The 15,742-nt window shown below is 39.6% G+C and carries 17 protein-coding genes; 10 read left to right on the plus strand and 7 right to left on the minus strand.

What is annotated here, in order from left to right; all coding sequences use genetic code 11:
- Positions 1-13: 13 nt before the first annotated feature.
- The 4 genes from BUF13_RS01435 (at position 14) to BUF13_RS01450 (ending at position 2,335) form a co-directional block, all read left to right on the plus strand.
- On the plus strand, positions 14-820 hold the full coding sequence (locus BUF13_RS01435) for a sulfite exporter TauE/SafE family protein (RefSeq protein WP_073569968.1): 807 nt from the start codon (positions 14-16) through the stop codon (positions 818-820).
- Positions 820-1,698: a sterol desaturase family protein gene (locus BUF13_RS01440; protein WP_073569969.1), complete on the plus strand. Its 879-nt coding sequence runs from the start codon at positions 820-822 to the stop codon at positions 1,696-1,698. Before BUF13_RS01435 ends, BUF13_RS01440 begins: the two co-directional genes overlap by 1 nt.
- Positions 1,677-1,916 carry a hypothetical protein gene (locus BUF13_RS01445; RefSeq protein ID WP_073570801.1) on the plus strand — a complete coding sequence of 80 codons (240 nt, stop codon included), beginning with the start codon at positions 1,677-1,679 and terminating at the stop codon, positions 1,914-1,916. Before BUF13_RS01440 ends, BUF13_RS01445 begins: the two co-directional genes overlap by 22 nt.
- A gap of 83 nt (positions 1,917-1,999) precedes the next feature.
- Positions 2,000-2,335, plus strand: a complete 336-nt coding sequence (locus tag BUF13_RS01450; protein WP_073569970.1) for a rhodanese-like domain-containing protein — start codon at positions 2,000-2,002, stop codon at positions 2,333-2,335.
- Positions 2,336-2,397: 62 nt separating this feature from the next.
- Here BUF13_RS01450 and BUF13_RS01455 read toward each other — a convergent pair whose 3' ends face one another.
- On the minus strand, positions 2,398-3,048 hold the full coding sequence (locus tag BUF13_RS01455; RefSeq protein WP_073569971.1) for a sulfate ABC transporter permease: 651 nt from the start codon (positions 3,046-3,048) through the stop codon (positions 2,398-2,400).
- Positions 3,049-3,164: 116 nt separating this feature from the next.
- On the opposite strand from BUF13_RS01455, the gene BUF13_RS01460 reads away from it, so the two are divergent.
- The 5 genes from BUF13_RS01460 (at position 3,165) to BUF13_RS01480 (ending at position 8,379) form a co-directional block, all read left to right on the plus strand.
- A complete protein-coding gene (locus BUF13_RS01460; RefSeq protein WP_394345358.1) occupies positions 3,165-4,322 on the plus strand; it encodes a tol-pal system protein YbgF in 1,158 nt (385 codons plus the stop codon).
- A 210-nt stretch (positions 4,323-4,532) separates the two neighbouring features.
- Entirely contained in the window at positions 4,533-5,015 is a 483-nt protein-coding gene (locus BUF13_RS01465; RefSeq protein WP_073569973.1) for an Lrp/AsnC family transcriptional regulator, read from the plus strand.
- A 57-nt stretch (positions 5,016-5,072) separates the two neighbouring features.
- The gene (locus BUF13_RS01470; RefSeq protein ID WP_073569974.1) at positions 5,073-5,615 is read left to right on the plus strand and encodes an NUDIX domain-containing protein; all 543 of its coding nucleotides are present in this window, start codon (positions 5,073-5,075) and stop codon (positions 5,613-5,615) included.
- 2 nt (positions 5,616-5,617) lie between these two features.
- Positions 5,618-6,961 (plus strand): MATE family efflux transporter, encoded by a 1,344-nt coding sequence (locus BUF13_RS01475; RefSeq protein WP_073569975.1) that lies wholly within the window; start codon positions 5,618-5,620, stop codon positions 6,959-6,961.
- A 71-nt stretch (positions 6,962-7,032) separates the two neighbouring features.
- The gene (locus tag BUF13_RS01480) at positions 7,033-8,379 is read left to right on the plus strand and encodes a M24 family metallopeptidase (RefSeq protein WP_073569976.1); all 1,347 of its coding nucleotides are present in this window, start codon (positions 7,033-7,035) and stop codon (positions 8,377-8,379) included.
- 36 nt (positions 8,380-8,415) lie between these two features.
- Here the strand turns inward: BUF13_RS01480 and BUF13_RS01485 are convergent, their stop codons facing one another.
- From BUF13_RS01485 to BUF13_RS01510, 6 genes are all read right to left on the minus strand, one after another.
- The gene (locus tag BUF13_RS01485; RefSeq protein WP_073569977.1) at positions 8,416-9,591 is read right to left on the minus strand and encodes an MFS transporter; all 1,176 of its coding nucleotides are present in this window, start codon (positions 9,589-9,591) and stop codon (positions 8,416-8,418) included.
- Positions 9,592-9,818: 227 nt separating this feature from the next.
- Positions 9,819-10,923, minus strand: a protein-coding gene (gene prfB / locus BUF13_RS01490) for a peptide chain release factor 2 (protein WP_134204288.1) whose coding sequence is annotated in 2 segments (ribosomal slippage) — positions 9,819-10,862 and positions 10,864-10,923 — 1,104 coding nt in all. Because the reading frame shifts where the segments join, the coding sequence is not laid out codon by codon here.
- 71 nt (positions 10,924-10,994) lie between these two features.
- Entirely contained in the window at positions 10,995-11,504 is a 510-nt protein-coding gene (locus BUF13_RS01495; protein ID WP_073569979.1) for a hypothetical protein, read from the minus strand.
- An 85-nt stretch (positions 11,505-11,589) separates the two neighbouring features.
- Positions 11,590-12,576, minus strand: a complete 987-nt coding sequence (pfkA, locus tag BUF13_RS01500; RefSeq protein WP_073569980.1) for a 6-phosphofructokinase — start codon at positions 12,574-12,576, stop codon at positions 11,590-11,592.
- Positions 12,576-12,950 (minus strand): methylglyoxal synthase, encoded by a 375-nt coding sequence (locus tag BUF13_RS01505; protein WP_073569981.1) that lies wholly within the window; start codon positions 12,948-12,950, stop codon positions 12,576-12,578. Before BUF13_RS01505 ends, pfkA begins: the two co-directional genes overlap by 1 nt.
- 114 nt (positions 12,951-13,064) lie before the next feature.
- Entirely contained in the window at positions 13,065-15,116 is a 2,052-nt protein-coding gene (locus BUF13_RS01510; protein ID WP_073569982.1) for a S9 family peptidase, read from the minus strand.
- A gap of 169 nt (positions 15,117-15,285) precedes the next feature.
- Between BUF13_RS01510 and mscL the strand changes: the two genes are divergently transcribed.
- Positions 15,286-15,711 carry a large-conductance mechanosensitive channel protein MscL gene (gene mscL / locus BUF13_RS01515; RefSeq protein ID WP_073569983.1) on the plus strand — a complete coding sequence of 142 codons (426 nt, stop codon included), beginning with the start codon at positions 15,286-15,288 and terminating at the stop codon, positions 15,709-15,711.
- Positions 15,712-15,742 lie beyond the last annotated feature (31 nt).

The raw sequence follows: 15,742 nt of genomic DNA on the forward strand, positions 1-15,742 counted from the left end.
AAAAATTGAAATTATGGATGTATTAATCCTTATCGGATATGCAGCAGCAATTATAATTGGTGTGAGTTTAGGACTTATCGGTGGGGGCGGCTCTATTTTGACCGTTCCTGTTTTGGTTTACATTTTAGGTGTAGATCCAGTTTTGGCAACGGCTTATTCTTTATTTGTCGTAGGTTCCACTTCTTTGGTAGGGGCGGGAAATTACATGAGACAAGGTTTGGTAGATTATAAGACGGCCCTTGTATTTGCAATCCCTTCTTTTATTGCGGTGTTCTTGACTAGAAAATTCCTAGTTCCATGGCTTCCTGATCCGTTGTTTACAGTAGGAGAAACGATAGTCAGCAAAAATATGGGGATCATGGTTTTCTTCGCGCTTATCATGTTAGCAGCATCATTTTCTATGATTCGTAGCAAGAAGTGTAAAGATTGTGACGAAGAAAGTGAAGTGAAGTTCAATATTCCAATGATCGCATTAGAAGGTTCAGTTGTCGGTTTGATCACTGGGATCGTAGGAGCCGGTGGTGGATTCTTGATTATTCCGGCTTTGGTGATTTTGGCTAAACTTCCTATGAAACTAGCTGTAGGGACCTCTCTTTTGATCATTGCAGCAAAATCCTTGATTGGATTCTTGGGAGACGTCAGTAATCAAACTATTGATTGGAACATGTTGTTGATCTTCACGGGACTTTCTGTAGTTGGTATATTCATCGGATCTGCACTTTCTAAGAAGATCAATGATAAAGCTTTGAAGAAAGGCTTCGGATGGTTTGTATTGATTATGGGTATTTACATCATCGGTAAAGAATTATTCGGTGCATAATGCTTGAAAAGTATTTTAAAATATTTCTAGATGGCTATTATGGGTACTGGAATTATCTGACTTCAGAGATTCTGTACCCATCATGGCACAATTATTTTTATTGGCTTTTGGGACTTTCTATAGGAGTTTGGTTACTAGAAATCATCTTCCCTTGGAGAAAAGACCGGCCTTTATTTCGGAAAGATTTTTGGTTGGATGCATTTTATATGTTTTTCAACTTCTTTCTCTTTTCCTTAATCCTCTATAATTCCATTTCAAATGTGTTTGTAGAGGCATTTAATGATTTTCTGGGATTGTTTGGGGTTACCAATCTCGTGGCTATAGAAGTGAATTCCTGGCCCGTTTGGGGTCAATTCCTATTGATGTTCCTTGTGGCTGACTTTATCCAATGGAATGTCCACAGATTGCTCCATTATGTTCCATGGCTTTGGGAATTTCATAAGGTTCATCATTCGGTGGAGCAAATGGGCTTTGCGGCGCATTTACGATACCATTGGATGGAAACGATCGTCTATAAGTCCATTCAGTATATTCCGTTGGCGATGATCGGTTTTGGGCTGGATGATTTTTTTGTATTGCACATCGTAACCATATTGATCGGTCACTTGAATCATGCCAATGTGAAGATTTCTTATGGTCCCCTAAAATACATTTTGAATAACCCTATCATGCATACTTGGCACCATGCCAAGCATCTTCCTGAGGGTAGTCATGGTGTGAATTATGGAATTTCCCTGAGTTTATGGGATTACCTTTTTGGAACGGCGTATATCCCAAATGATGGAAAAGACGAGCCGTTGGGTTTTGAAAATATTGAAGAATTCCCGCATAGCTTTTGGTCACAAATCACTTATCCATGGCTGAAAAAAAAGAAATAAACAGGTCCAATTTGAGTTTGGGCCCTGTGATTTTGATCTGTTTAACACTGGGTTTGATGCCCTTTACGCCAGAACCACACATTTGGGGAAAAATCAAATGGGTAGCAGGAGGGGCGCATGGGATGCAAATGATGGATTGGTTCGATCTGGCACTTCATGGATTTCCATGGGTTTTATTGGTCAGATTGATCGTTTTGAAGATAATGGGAAAAATATAATCAAGTTTCTTGTGTGACAAGAAGTACTGATTGAGGATGTGAAGGTTGGTAAATTTGTAATACTAATTTAAACCAGAACGACCATGTTTGATTTCCTAAAAGCAAAACCAAAAAATTACGAAGATATCCCAGTTGGAGAGTTTCATGATCTTATGCTTCAACCCAATACTGTTGTATTGGACGTTAGAACTGCCGGAGAATTCTCAGGTGGAAAATTGAGAGGAGCAAGAAACATAGACATTATGTCTAGAGATTTTGTAACTCAAATTCAAAACCTTCCAAAAGATAAAACCTACTTAGTTTACTGCAGAAGTGGTAATAGAAGTGGGCAAGCTTGCGAAGTAATGGCGAATATGGGATTTACCAATTTGAAAAATATGTCGGGAGGTATCGGAAGATGGCCTTTCGAAGTAGTATAATGAATTAGAATAGGTGTGTTTAAATAAAAAACGCGGGTTGTTTCAGCCCGCGTTTTTTATTGCTAGTCTCTATAAACCATCACAAACCACGTCAACCAAACGATTAATGGGAATACATAGCAAACCAAAACTGCTATCACGGATTCTTTCATACTTCTATTGCTAATAGCGTGAAAGCCGTAAATCCATAGAACAGCATAGATCACCTCAAAGATATTCAAGGTGCCTAATGGATACCACCATCGCTCTGGTACCGAATTGAATCCAAGGAATGATAAAACTGAGAAAGGTTGATACTCTTGGATTTCCAAAAAAGTGGTAGAGGAACTTGGTTTTAAAAAGACTAAAAACCGGATCAGTTCTGGGAGAATAAATACGCCTTCTGCCACTAAAGCGAATTTCCATAATTCTTTAAAGGGAAGTTTGTATCCCAGAAAAAAGCCACCCAGCCAAAACAAAAAAGAGATCACTGTAAATTTCCAAAGGAGTGCAAATGGTGTCCAGATATAGTTTAAAGTGTTGAATACGTGGAAGATCATCAAATCACCACGAGCATCTAAATTTTCCCCGTCGGGAATTGCTTGGATGATAACTGTGTTAGTCAAATAGCGAATCACCCAAAACAACATCAGAATTAAGAAAAAATAGAGTCTCTTATCGAAATCCAAAAGGCTTTTTACACGTTGAGCTATTGTACTGAGTTCTTTGGGCATGTTTCTTATCAATCTTATTCAAATCTAATCGAAAGTGAGAGATATGGTATAATTTTGTATAGAATTGGAGTATAACTATGAATAAAAAGACCCTGATATATATTTTCACGCTATTGATGATGAGTATTCGTCCTTTGGATGCTCAATCTTTGCCTGCAGATAGTCTGACTGTAAAATCGTCTCCCTATCTGCTTTTGGATCGCGGCTTACAATACCGCGTGACCAAGTCCATCAATAGCATGTATAATTTTGATTTCAAGACTGCAGAACATGATTTTGCAGTGTTGAGTTATCAATACCCCGATCATCCATTACCTGATTTTTTGATGGCCTTGAGTTATTGGTGGAGGATTGAAGTGGATGTTACCAATGAAAAGTATGATGATATTTTTCTAGCCTACATTGACAGAGCCAATGAAAAGGCCGAAAAGATGTATGATGAGGGTGAAGATAATAAGGAGGCAGCTTTCTTTTTAGCTGCTGGCTATGGATTTCAAGGTCGATTGCTTTCAGAAAGAAAAAGCTGGACAAAAGCTGCTTGGGCTGGAAAGAATGCTCTGAAATACATGGAGAAAAGTAGGGGAGAAGAGGAGTTTAATCCTGAATTGTTGTTGGGAGATGCCTTGTTCAATTATTTTTCCGAATGGATACCGGAAAATTATCCACTGTTGAAACCTGTAATGGCACTATTTCCAAAAGGTGATAAAGAGCTAGGATTGCAGCAGCTGGAACAAGTGGCTGAAAATGCTTTTTACACAAGGATAGAGGCGATGTACTTTTTATTCCGATTGTATGCATCGGAAGAAAAGAAACCCTATGAAGCCCTTAGAATCTCCGAATATCTACACGGAAAGTTTCCTGACAATCCCTATTTCCATAGATCTTATGCCCGCCATTTATATACAGTGGGCAGATGGACCGAGTCTATGGAGCAGTCCAAGCAGATATTGGATCGAATCGATGCCAAGCAAGAAGGTTATGAAGCCAACAGCGGAAGGTATGCTGCTTTTTACTTGGCTCAGTATAATGACCGTATCGGAGATCAGGCTCAAGCCAAGCGATATTATTTGAAAACGCTTTCTTACGGTGAAGAATCAGAGTCCCAAGAAAGTGGATATTATCTTTTCTCTTTAGTTGAACTTGGCAAAATCGCCATGGACGAGAATAATAAACCTCTGGCAAAAGAATATTTTAAGAAAGTAAAGAAATACGCAAAGCGAAAACACCCCGCTCATCAGGCGGCAAGAGATTTTATCAAAAAGAATAAACTTTAAGCGAAAAGTTTACGTTTTTAGCAATCAATACAGGAGATAATTTGAAATTTGGGAATTGAGAAAGCTAAATTGAAAGGAATCTTTGCTAAACACCCTTCATTTCTAAAGATTATTTTGATTTTAGTCTATTAAAATATCTTTAATAGTTTTAAAACTTTCCTTAATTATTATAAATTTGCACCACAGAAAATTTTGTAAAAGCAAGAAATCATGGATAATAGCGTAAGAATTAAATTTGATAAAATTGATCGCAGGATTCTCGAAATTCTTCAGGGAAATGCGAAAATTACAAACGCTCAACTCTCTAAAGATATAGGACTTTCTCCAGCTCCAACCTTGGAACGTGTGAAGAAATTAGAACAGTCTGGAATCATCAAAAGCTACCATGCGAAGCTTGATCCTGAAAAAATCGGATTGGGTGTAAGCACATTTGTATTGGTTAGTTTGATTGGCCACAACAAAGCAAACATCGATGCTTTTATGAAAGAAATCAATGGCATTCCTGAAGTGATCGAATGTCACCACATCACTGGTACAGGTGATTTCATTTTGAAAATCATTGCAAAAGATATCACGGCTTACCAAAAGCTGATGTTGGAAAAAGTTTCTGAGATTAAAGAGGTAGACTCTATGCAATCCATGGTAATTTTGTCCACATTCAAAGATTCTAAAGTATTGCCTATCCCGGCATAAACTATTTTATATTAAAATCGAAAGGGGTGGCAATGTCACCCCTTTTTTTTGTGTGTTATGTTTGAAAATCCCTGGAAAACCCTTCGTAAAAAATCAATCTATCAAAACCCTTGGATCCATTTGGAGGAACATGATGTGTTAACTCCTGCCGGAAAAGAAGGGATTTATGGAAAGCTTCATTTTAAGAATAAAGCCATGGCTATCGTCCCTGTAGATGAAGAAGGAAATACCTGGTTGGTGGGGCAATATCGCTATGCTTTGGATGAGTATTCATGGGAAATTCCAATGGGTGGAGGACCAATTGGACTGGATTTACTAGAAAGTGCCAAAAGGGAACTGAAAGAGGAAACAGGGCTTACAGCAGCCAAATGGACTGAAGTTCTTCGGATTCATACTTCCAATTCAGTTACCGACGAAGAGGGGTTTGTGTATTTAGCCCAAGATTTAACTCAAGGAGAAACAGAGTTTGAAGAAACAGAAGTTCTCCAAATTAAAAAGCTTCCATTTTCGGAAGTGGTAGAGATGGTAATGCGTGGCGAAATTACCGATTCTATCAGTATTGCAGGAATTTTAAAAGTTGCCCGAATTTTGGGCTTATAGCGATGACGATTAAAGATCATTTTCAGATTACATACAAATTGGCCTATCCGGTTGTTCTGAGTCAGTTGGGACAAGTAATGGTGGGTGTGGCCGATAGTATGATGGTAGGTAGGTTAGGGGCTGTTCCTTTGGCAGCAGCTTCTTTGGCCAATTCTATCTTTTTTGTGCTTTTGATGTTTGGAATGGGAGTTTCCATGGGTATTACTCCATTGGTTTCCATGGCCGAAGGGAAAGGGAAGTTAAATAGGATTGGAAGACTTTTTCAACATGGGCTTTGGATTAATATGGGTACGGCTGTGATTTTGACCATGATTATCTTGGGATTATCCCAAGGTTTACATTTTCTGAACCAACCAGAAGAAGTCGTTGAATTGGCGATTCCTTATCTGTTCATCATTACTGCTTCGCTTTTTCCTTTTATGTTTTTCCAAACATTCAAGCAATTGGCAGAAGGACTTTCTCAGACGAAGCAAGCAATGGGGGTGACCATTTTATCCAACCTTGTGAATGTTTTTCTAAACTGGGTGTTGATTTTCGGGAATTTGGGAGCTCCAGAAATGGGATTGGTAGGGGCAGGCCTTGCAACTTTGATTTCCAGGATAATGATGCCGATTTTATTGGGGTGGTATATTCTGGGGTCAAAGAGATATACAAAGTTCAAACTTTCTTTAGGCCTTAAGAAATTCAGTTTTCCCATGATCAATCGGATTTTGAAAGTAGGGATACCAACAGGGTTTCAATACATTTTTGAAGTAAGTGCCTTTGGATCGGCGGCTATTATGATGGGTTGGATCGGAGTAAATGCTTTAGCGGGTCACCAGATCGCCTTGAATTTGGCGTCCATTAGTTATATGATGGCAGCTGGATTGAGTACCGCTGGTATGATCCGGGTGAGTAATCAAATAGGTAAAGGAAACTTTAAAGCGATGAGAGAAGCCGGAATGGTTGTTTTTGCAATGGTTCTGATATTTATGGCCATTACAGCATTGCTTTTTGTCAGCTTTAGAAATTTCCTTCCATCTCTTTATATCGACGATCCTGAGGTGATTGCGACTTCAGCTACTTTATTGATTATAGCTGGAATGTTCCAGTTATCCGATGGAGTGCAGGTGGCTGGTTTGGGTGTTTTACGTGGTATGGAGGATGTCAAATTTCCTACTTTGATCACCTTAATTGCCTATTGGGTTTTGGGATTGCCATTGGGCTATTTCCTTGCTTTTGAGATGGGAATGGCTGAAAGAGGAATATGGTATGGACTTTTGATAGGTCTGACTATCACTGCTGTGGTTTTATTTTATCGCTTTCATATTCTTAGCAAAAAAGCCATTCAAGAAAAAAGAATCTAGTTTCAAACAAAATAGGTATTGGTTGAGGAGAGGAAGCTTATATTCAAGGTTTAAAACCACCCCCTTCCCTTATGAAAAAACTACTACCTATTCTTTTTCTCTTTATTTCCTCCATTTCCTATGCTCAGGACTTGGCGGTTTTGCCCTTGCGAGACCAAGCCAAAGTCATAGATTCTTGGCTAGAGGACAGAATTGAGAATTTACTACCCGAATTGATGACTGAAACAGGAATCGATATGTGGGTGGTCATTTCTAGAGAATACAACGAGGATCCTATTATCCGCACGATGTTGCCCGCCACATGGATGGCTGCAAGGAGAAGGACGATTCTAGTTATGTATCAACCAAGTCCAAATGAAGCTGTAGAGACTTATGCTGTGGCTAGGTATGACGTAGGTAAATCATTTAAAAGAGCCTGGAATCCTGAAGAACAACCAGATCAATGGGATGCTTTGATGAAGTTAATCGCTTCTAAAAACCCGAAAAAGATCGGATTGGATTTTGCCAAAGATTATGGTCATGCAGACGGATTGACTCATAATGAATATGGAGTTTTTATGGATTATTTGCCTGAGAACCTTCAGAAAAATGTGGTTTCAGCTCAAACTCTAGCTGTAAGATGGATTGAAACCCGTACACCTTCAGAAATGGCAACCTATCGCCATATTCAGGAAATTGCTCATCAAATTGTACAGGAAGGTCTTTCTTCTGCTGTAATCACTCCTGGAGTCACTACAACCGACGATGTGGTTTGGTGGTATAGAGAGAAGATAAAAGAATTGAAACTGGATACTTGGTTTCATCCATCAGTAGATATTCAAAGAGCAGATGCTGATTCTGAGGCTTCCAAGAGATCTTTTGCTTCCCGACCATCGGATGCGACCATTATGCCTGGTGATTTGCTCCATATTGATTTCGGGATCACCTATTTGAGATTGAATACCGATACTCAGGAAATGGCTTATGTTCTTAAACCAGGTGAAACTGAAGTGCCTGAATATCTGCAAAAAGCATTTGAAGTAGGAAATAGATTGCAGGATATTTTGACCTCCAATTATGTTGCAGGGAAAACTGGTAATGAGATCCTAAAAGCATCAAGAACCCAAATGCAATCTGAAGGAATCAATGGAAGTATCTATACCCATCCATTGGGTTTTTATGGTCACTCTGCCGGCCCAACTATTGGGATGTGGGATAATCAGGGAGATACTCCTGGAGCTGGTGACTTCCCACTTCATGCTAGTACAGGATATGCAATTGAGCTAAATGCCGTTGTCCACGTCAAAGAATGGAACAAAGATGTCAGAATCATGTTGGAGGAAGGTGCTTATTTCGATGGGAAAAAAGTAACTTATTACAATGGCCGTCAAAAGAAATTATTTGCCATACCTCGAACGAGCGAGTATTTAGGGAATTAAATTCTAAACAAAGGGTCTGAATTTTCAGACCCTTTTTTAATGACTTACCTGATATTTTCCTTTTTTGATAAAAATGAGGTAGATAAAAGCCAAAGAAGCCATTCCAGCACTGGTCAAGAAAACCCACCTGAAATTGTCTGGATTATTTCCATAAATCCAGCCAGAAACCAAGGCTCCAAAGCCAATTCCAGCCTCCAGGAAAATATACATAGTTGCCAAAGCTCTTCCTCTAAAATCATTTAAGGAAAGGTCGACTACCCAGGCAGATGTGGTAGGACTATACATGCCAACAGCTGAACCAAACAAAACACCAGCAGCCAATAATGTTGATTTGGATTGAGCAGAGGCTATTGTTATCATAGCCAAAATCAAACAGAAAATAGCCACTCTCAATACAGGAACTCTCCCATACTTGTCAGAGGCTTTGCCTGCCAATAATCGGATTCCTAAAGAGGAAAGGGTGAAAACGGCAAAGAAAAGCCCTTTGTTTTCTATCCCTAAATGCTCAGATAAATCTGGTATAATGGTCAGAACTACTCCAAAAGAGAAAACGGCCAGGAAGAGGATAGTTGATGGTACCAAAACTCTTTTTTCGATGATTTCATTTTTCTTTAGGCGAAAGAGATTCAATGAAAACTTCTCTTTATTTGGAAGTGTTTCTTTGAGCCGGACTAAAATCAAAATAGAAAAGATTGAAGTAAATGCTGAGGTGTAGAAGAGCACATTCAACTCCCAATGCGTCGCAATCCAACCACCAATAGCTGGCCCAGCGGCCATTCCGAGTGAACCAAAAAGAGATTGGATTCCCATGGCTTCACCACGTTTTTGGAAAGGCACGATATCAGCAACGTAGGCAGAAGTTCCAGTCGGTTTGAATCCTGTAGAAAATCCATGGATGAATCGAAGAAACAGAAAGCCACTGACAAAGTTGAGAATTGGGTATAGTAGGCCAACAATGAAGCAAATGGAAGTTCCCACTATCATTACTGGAATCCTTCCGATTTTATCAGCCAACTTTCCGCTAAAGGGTCTTGAAAGTCCTGCCGAAAGGGTAAAAAGAGAAATAATCAATCCTTTATATTCCTCACCTCCCAAAGAAGTCAGGTAAGCTGGAAGCTCAGGAATGATCATATTGAATGATGAGAAAAACAAAAAGGAGCTCAGGCACAAAAGGAAGAAATTGAGACTGAAAAAGGAGGGGAGTAGTCGCATGAATGATGCAAAAATAATTAATCAGATTTAAGTATCTAGTATCAAGATTCGAGAACCAAGAATCAAGAGTCAAGATCCAAAAGGAAAGGAGTTGAAGAAATGGCTTTGAATTCCCAAATCGATGGAAAATCGGAATGCTAATGATCAACCACAAAAAAAGCCAGGATCAAATCCTGGCTTTTTGAAATTCTGATGGTGACCACTGCAAACTGATCACCGTGGATAGCTTACTGGTCTTTATTTGCTTCTTCCTCGCTCTGGGCAAGTAAGAAGGCTTTCATAAATTCGTTCAAGCCTCCATCCAACACATGTTGTGTATCAGATGTCTCGAAGCCCGTTCGGTTATCCTTGACAAGCTTGTAAGGGTGAAGGACGTAGTTTCTGATTTGAGATCCGAAATCCACACGCAATTTGGAAGATTCGATTTTTGCCAATTCAGCATTTCTCTTTTCCAATTCCATCTGGTACAATCGAGATTTCAACATCTGCATGGCTTTCTCACGGTTGGCAAGCTGAGAACGTTCAATTTGACAAACAACCACTATTCCTGTTGGCTTGTGAGTCAATTGAACTTTGGTTTCCACCTTGTTTACGTTCTGTCCACCCGCACCACCTGATCTGGAAGTTTGAAGTTCCACATCGGCAGGATTGATTTCGATCTCAATCGTATCATCAACTTCAGGATAAGCATATACTGATGCAAATGAGGTATGGCGTCTTCCTCCAGAGTCAAACGGTGAGATTCTAACCAAACGGTGAACTCCGGTTTCGGATTTCAAGAATCCATATGCCAAAGGACCTTCAAATTCCAAAGTGGCAGATTTAATACCTGCAACTTCACCTGGTTGAACGTCAACTTCCTTCACCTTATAACCGTTTTTCTCTCCCCACATGATGTACATCCTCATCAAGATAGATGCCCAGTCATTACTTTCAGTACCACCGGCACCAGGGTTGATTTCCAATACAGCATTGAGTTGATCTTCTTCTGAAGAAAGCATTTTCTTCAATTCAAGCTCCTCGACAGTTGTTTTGGCTTTTTCGTATTCAGTTTTGATTTCATCTTCCCCGACTTCATCCATCGAGTAGAATTCATACAAAACCTCCAAGTCTTGGATAATCTGATCCAAGCTTTCAAATGAACTGGTCCATCCTTTACGAACCTGGATTTGTTTCATTGTTTTTTCTGCCTCTTCTGGATCATTCCAGAATTCAGGCTGGGCTGAAACAGCCTCTAGATCTTCGATTTCTGCTTTCTTCCGATCGTAGTCAAAGATACCTCCTTAAAGCCGAGGTGCGAGCTTTCAAGTCTTTCAGTTGGTCCGAAGTCATGATGTTATGTTTGTGAAAATTAAGCTGCAAAAGTCCGAAAAAAAATCTGGATTTGCTAAGTATTTGGGGAATCAGTCAGGCATCCTCATGCGGATGATCTGCAATTTGTTTCTCCCTTGATTTTTAAAAGTTTTATACCGCAATGGAAGCATGGCAATGCCGGTGGCGACCAAAATACCACCTGTTATTCCTACGCCCTTATCTATGGAAAATTCTCCTTCATGGTATACTGAATTTAATCCGTCCACGGTCAAAAGAATCACGCCAGCGCCCAAAATTAGACTGTTGAATGCAGTTAAAGTGCCGTTTCTTCTGTCTTTTTTCCGAATTGCAATAGCCTCTATGTCATTCAAAGAGAGGATGTTCTCACTCAAATAAACGTAATCATCACTGAATTCCTTGATCACATCAGTCACATAATACCCGAGTTTGGCGCTTTTGTAAGTGATCTGTTCTCCAGGATAAAATCGAATTTGAGAACGAACGTTGGCACCTCTTTTTAGAAGTAAGAAATCCTTTGACTGAGCAAAAGTGAAAATGGAAATTGGAAACAGAAATAAAAATATAATGGTTGATTTCATCGGCCAAATTGGGTTGCGGGAATCTTAAGTAATATTAAACAAAAACGGGCTGGAAATTAATTTCCAACCCGTTTTTAAGATTTATTTAAGTCGATAAAATTTTTGCGACTCTGAAATCATCTTCATCTAAGGTTTTATCATCAACGATGGCTCGTTTGATAGGGGTGTAAACCACCTTGTGGTTAATTAAACCCGCCATCACATCGTATTTGCCTTGAATTAATCCTTCGATAGCAGCAACCCCTAATTTGGAAGAAAGTAGTCTGTCATAAGAGCTAGGGGCTCCACCACGCTGCAAGTGACCCAAGATGGTTACTTTGATGTCATAGGTTGGAAGGAATTTTTTCACCTTCTCAGCGATTTCAGCAGCTCCTCCACTTTTTCCTCCTTCTGCAACAATTACAATGTTGGAAGACTTTTTGGCTTTGCTACGTACTTTCAATTTATCAACCAATTCTTCGATCGGCATTTTCTTCTCAGGGATCAAAATAGCCGCGGCTGCAGATCCAATTCCAGCATTGATAGCAATAAAACCGGCATCACGACCCATTACTTCTACGAAGAATAGTCTGTCATGAGAAGTTGCTGTATCGCGGATTTTATCAATTGCTTCGATGGCAGTATTACAAGCGGTATCAAATCCGATGGTAGAATCTGTTCCAGAAAGGTCATTGTCAATTGTTCCAGGAAGACCGATTGCCGGTACACCAAATTCTTTGTAGAATAAATGGGCTCCAGTCAATGAACCATCTCCTCCGATCACAACCAATGCATCGATTCCATGGCTTTTCAAATTGTCATATGCCTTTTGACGTCCCTCAGGAGTACGGAATTCCGCACTTCTAGCTGATTTCAAAAAGGTACCGCCTCTTTCCAAAACGTGAGTGATATTTTTGGAATCGAGTTTTTTAATGTCGTTTTGGATCATTCCCTCGTAGCCACGGTAGATTCCGTACATTTCAAGGTTGTAATAAAATCCTGCTCGGACTGCTGCTCGAATGGCAGCATTCATACCAGGAGAATCTCCTCCTGAAGTCAATACTCCGATTTTTTTGATGGTTTTAGGTTCCATTATAGGGTTTGAGTTAAAGCCTTAAACATTAAATCTGCAGAGGCGGGGTTTGTCGCCAATGGGATATTGTGAACATCACAAATTCTCATCAACATTTGCACATCAGGTTCATGTGGGTGCTTGTCCAGTGGATCTCTAAAAAAGATTACCATGTCCAATTCCTTTTGTGCAGCCATTGCAGCTATCTGCGCATCGCCACCTATTGGGCCAGATAGAAGCTTCTGTACATCGAACCCAGCTCTCTCAATATGAGAACCAGTAGTTCCGGTAGCTACCAATTCCACATCTTTTTGGTGAAGACGGTCTTTGAAGCCACTTAAAAAATGTACCATGTCGGCTTTTTTACCATCATGGGCGATTAGCGCAATTTTCATGAATAGTGAGTTAATAGGTTGGCGCCAAAGTTAGAAAAAATTCCATTTTTCGCTCTTTTTACGCCTTGATTTGTAGTTTATTTTTCCATGAATAAAATGAAGTGAAAATCACGTTCATTTTTCAGGGACTAAATTTTCCAATTTAAAAAGGAATGAATACTCTAAGGCGAGTTCCTTCAAAGCATTAAATCTGCCTGAGGCTCCTCCATGTCCTGCTTCCATATTTGTGTACAAAAGAAGTAGGTTGGAATCGGTTTTGATATCACGAAGTTTAGCAACCCATTTGGTTGGTTCCCAGTACTGAACTTGCGAATCATGAAGGCCGGAAGTGACCAATAAATTAGGATAATTCTTCGCTTCCACATTGTCATAAGGGGAGTAGGAAAGCATGTAATCATAGTATTCTTGATCCTTTGGATTTCCCCATTCTTTGAATTCACCTGTTGTCAAAGGAATACTTTCATCCAACATAGTCGTCACCACATCCACAAAAGGAACAGCGGCAACCATTCCATTGAAAAGATCCGGTCTCATATTCATCACAGCTCCCATCAAGAGCCCGCCGGCACTTCCCCCCATTGCGTAGAGGTGCTTTGGACTGGTATATTTTTCCTCAACAAGATGTTCAGCGCATGCAATGAAGTCAGTAAAGGTGTTTCTTTTCTTCAAAAGTTTTCCATCCTCATACCAATGTCTACCGAGATCTTCACCGCCACGGATATGAGCTATGGCATAGACAAATCCTCTATCCAATAAACTCAATCTTGTGCTGGAGAAGTAAGCATCCATGCTGTATCCATAGGAGCCGTAGGCATAAAGTAGTAAGGGATTTTCTCCATTTGGCTCAAATAGATCCTTCTTATAGACCAAAGAAATAGGAACCATCACTCCGTCTGATGCTTTGGCCCAAACTCTCGCTGACTGGTATTCCTCTTGATTGTATCCTCCCAAAACTTCCTGTTGCTTGAGCAAAGTCTTCTCTCTAGTTACCATATGATAATCGTAGGTAGAGGAAGGAGAAACCAATGAATTGTAACCGAATCGAAGGATTTCTGAATCAAACTCAGGATTGTTTCCAATCCAAGCCGTATAAGTCTCTTCATCAAATTCCAGTTCATGTGCCTGGCTACCATCCCAAGGTTGGATTCTGATTTGAGTTAAACCGTTGCTTCTTTCCTGAGAGACGAAAAAGTCTTGAAATATGTCAAAATCCTCAAAGAGAACATTTTCTCTATGCGGAATAAAATCCTCCCAATTTTCAAGCTGTGGTGCAGAAACAGGGGCCTTTACAACTTGGAAGTTTTGAGCATCTTTATTGGTTCTGATCCAAAAATGATCTTGATAATGATCTGCAGCGTATTCCAAATTGGGAATACGTTCCTGCAGCACCTTGAAATCAGAAAATGGTTTTTTGGCATCGATAAATCTCATTTCTGATGAGATTGTGCTCTCAGAATGAATAAAAACAATTTCTTGGGATTTGGATTTATGGACATGACAGGTGAATTCTTCATCTTTTTCTTCAAAAACCAAAGTCGATAGATTCAAAGAATCACCTAATTGATGGCGATAAATCTGGTTGGATCTAAGTGTTTCAGCGTCTTGTTTGGAATAAAAAATAACATGGGAATCCGTTGCCCAGGTCATGTTTCCAGTGGTTTTTGGAATCTCAAAATCGAGAATTTCTCCAGTCTCCAAGTTTTTGAATTTGATAGAGTAAATTCTTCTTCCTACCTCATCAAAAGCGAAAGCCAGTATGTTTTGGTCACTACTTACCGCAATTCCTCCGACTTGGAAAAAGGATTTCCCCTCAGCCAATTCATTGACATCAAGAATGATTTCTTCAGTGTTTTCTAAGCTTTCCTTTTTGCGGCAATAAAGAGGGTATTCGCTGCCTTTTTCATATCTGGAATACCAGAAATAACCAGATTTGAAATAGGGGACAGATTGATCATCTTCCTTGATTCTACCTTTCATTTCTTGGAAAAGATCCTCTTGGAAAGTCTCTGTTGACTTCATGACCTCTTTGGTAAAGTCATTTTCCTCATTCAGGTAATTGATGACTTCAGGATTTTCACGATCATTCATCCAATAGTATGGATCCTGTCGGGAATGTCCGTGAGTTTCAATAATATGATCTCTTTTTGCTGCTATAGGGGCTTTCATGAAATTCAGAATTTGGCTGCAATGTTACTAAAAAGCCATTGGAAACGTATGCAATCGGTCGAAATGGAGAAAACTTGAATAAAATTCAAAGATTTGGACTAAGTCTATTGTTAAAACAGATAATTATCTAAATATTCACTAAGAATTTTCAACCATTAACCTTTTAATTATGGGAATGATTAAAGAATTCAAGGAGTTTGCTGTCAAAGGCAATGTCGTTGATATGGCGGTCGGCGTCATCATCGGCGGAGCTTTTGGTAAAATTGTAGCTTCCTTGGTAAATGATGTAATCATGCCTCCAATCGGACTTGCATTGGGCGGTATGGATTTTAAAAAACTGGCCTATGTGCTAAAAGAAGCTGAATTGGATGCTGCCGGAGAGGTTGTTACTAATGCAGTTACAATCAATTACGGGATGTTTATCCAAAACGTAGTTGATTTTGCAATTGTCGCCTTTGTGATTTTCCTTGCTATTAAAGGAATCAACAAAATGAACAAAAAAGAGGAGAAGAAAGAAGCTGCTGCTCCACCACCTCCACCACCAAAATCTGAAGTTCTTTTGGAAGAAATCAGAGATTTGCTGAAGAAAGATTAATTGGTCTTCAAATAAAAAAGCTTTCCTAATG

It is taken from the genome of Algoriphagus zhangzhouensis, assembly GCF_900148515.1.
GTDB classification, from domain to species: Bacteria; Bacteroidota; Bacteroidia; order Cytophagales; family Cyclobacteriaceae; genus Algoriphagus; species Algoriphagus zhangzhouensis.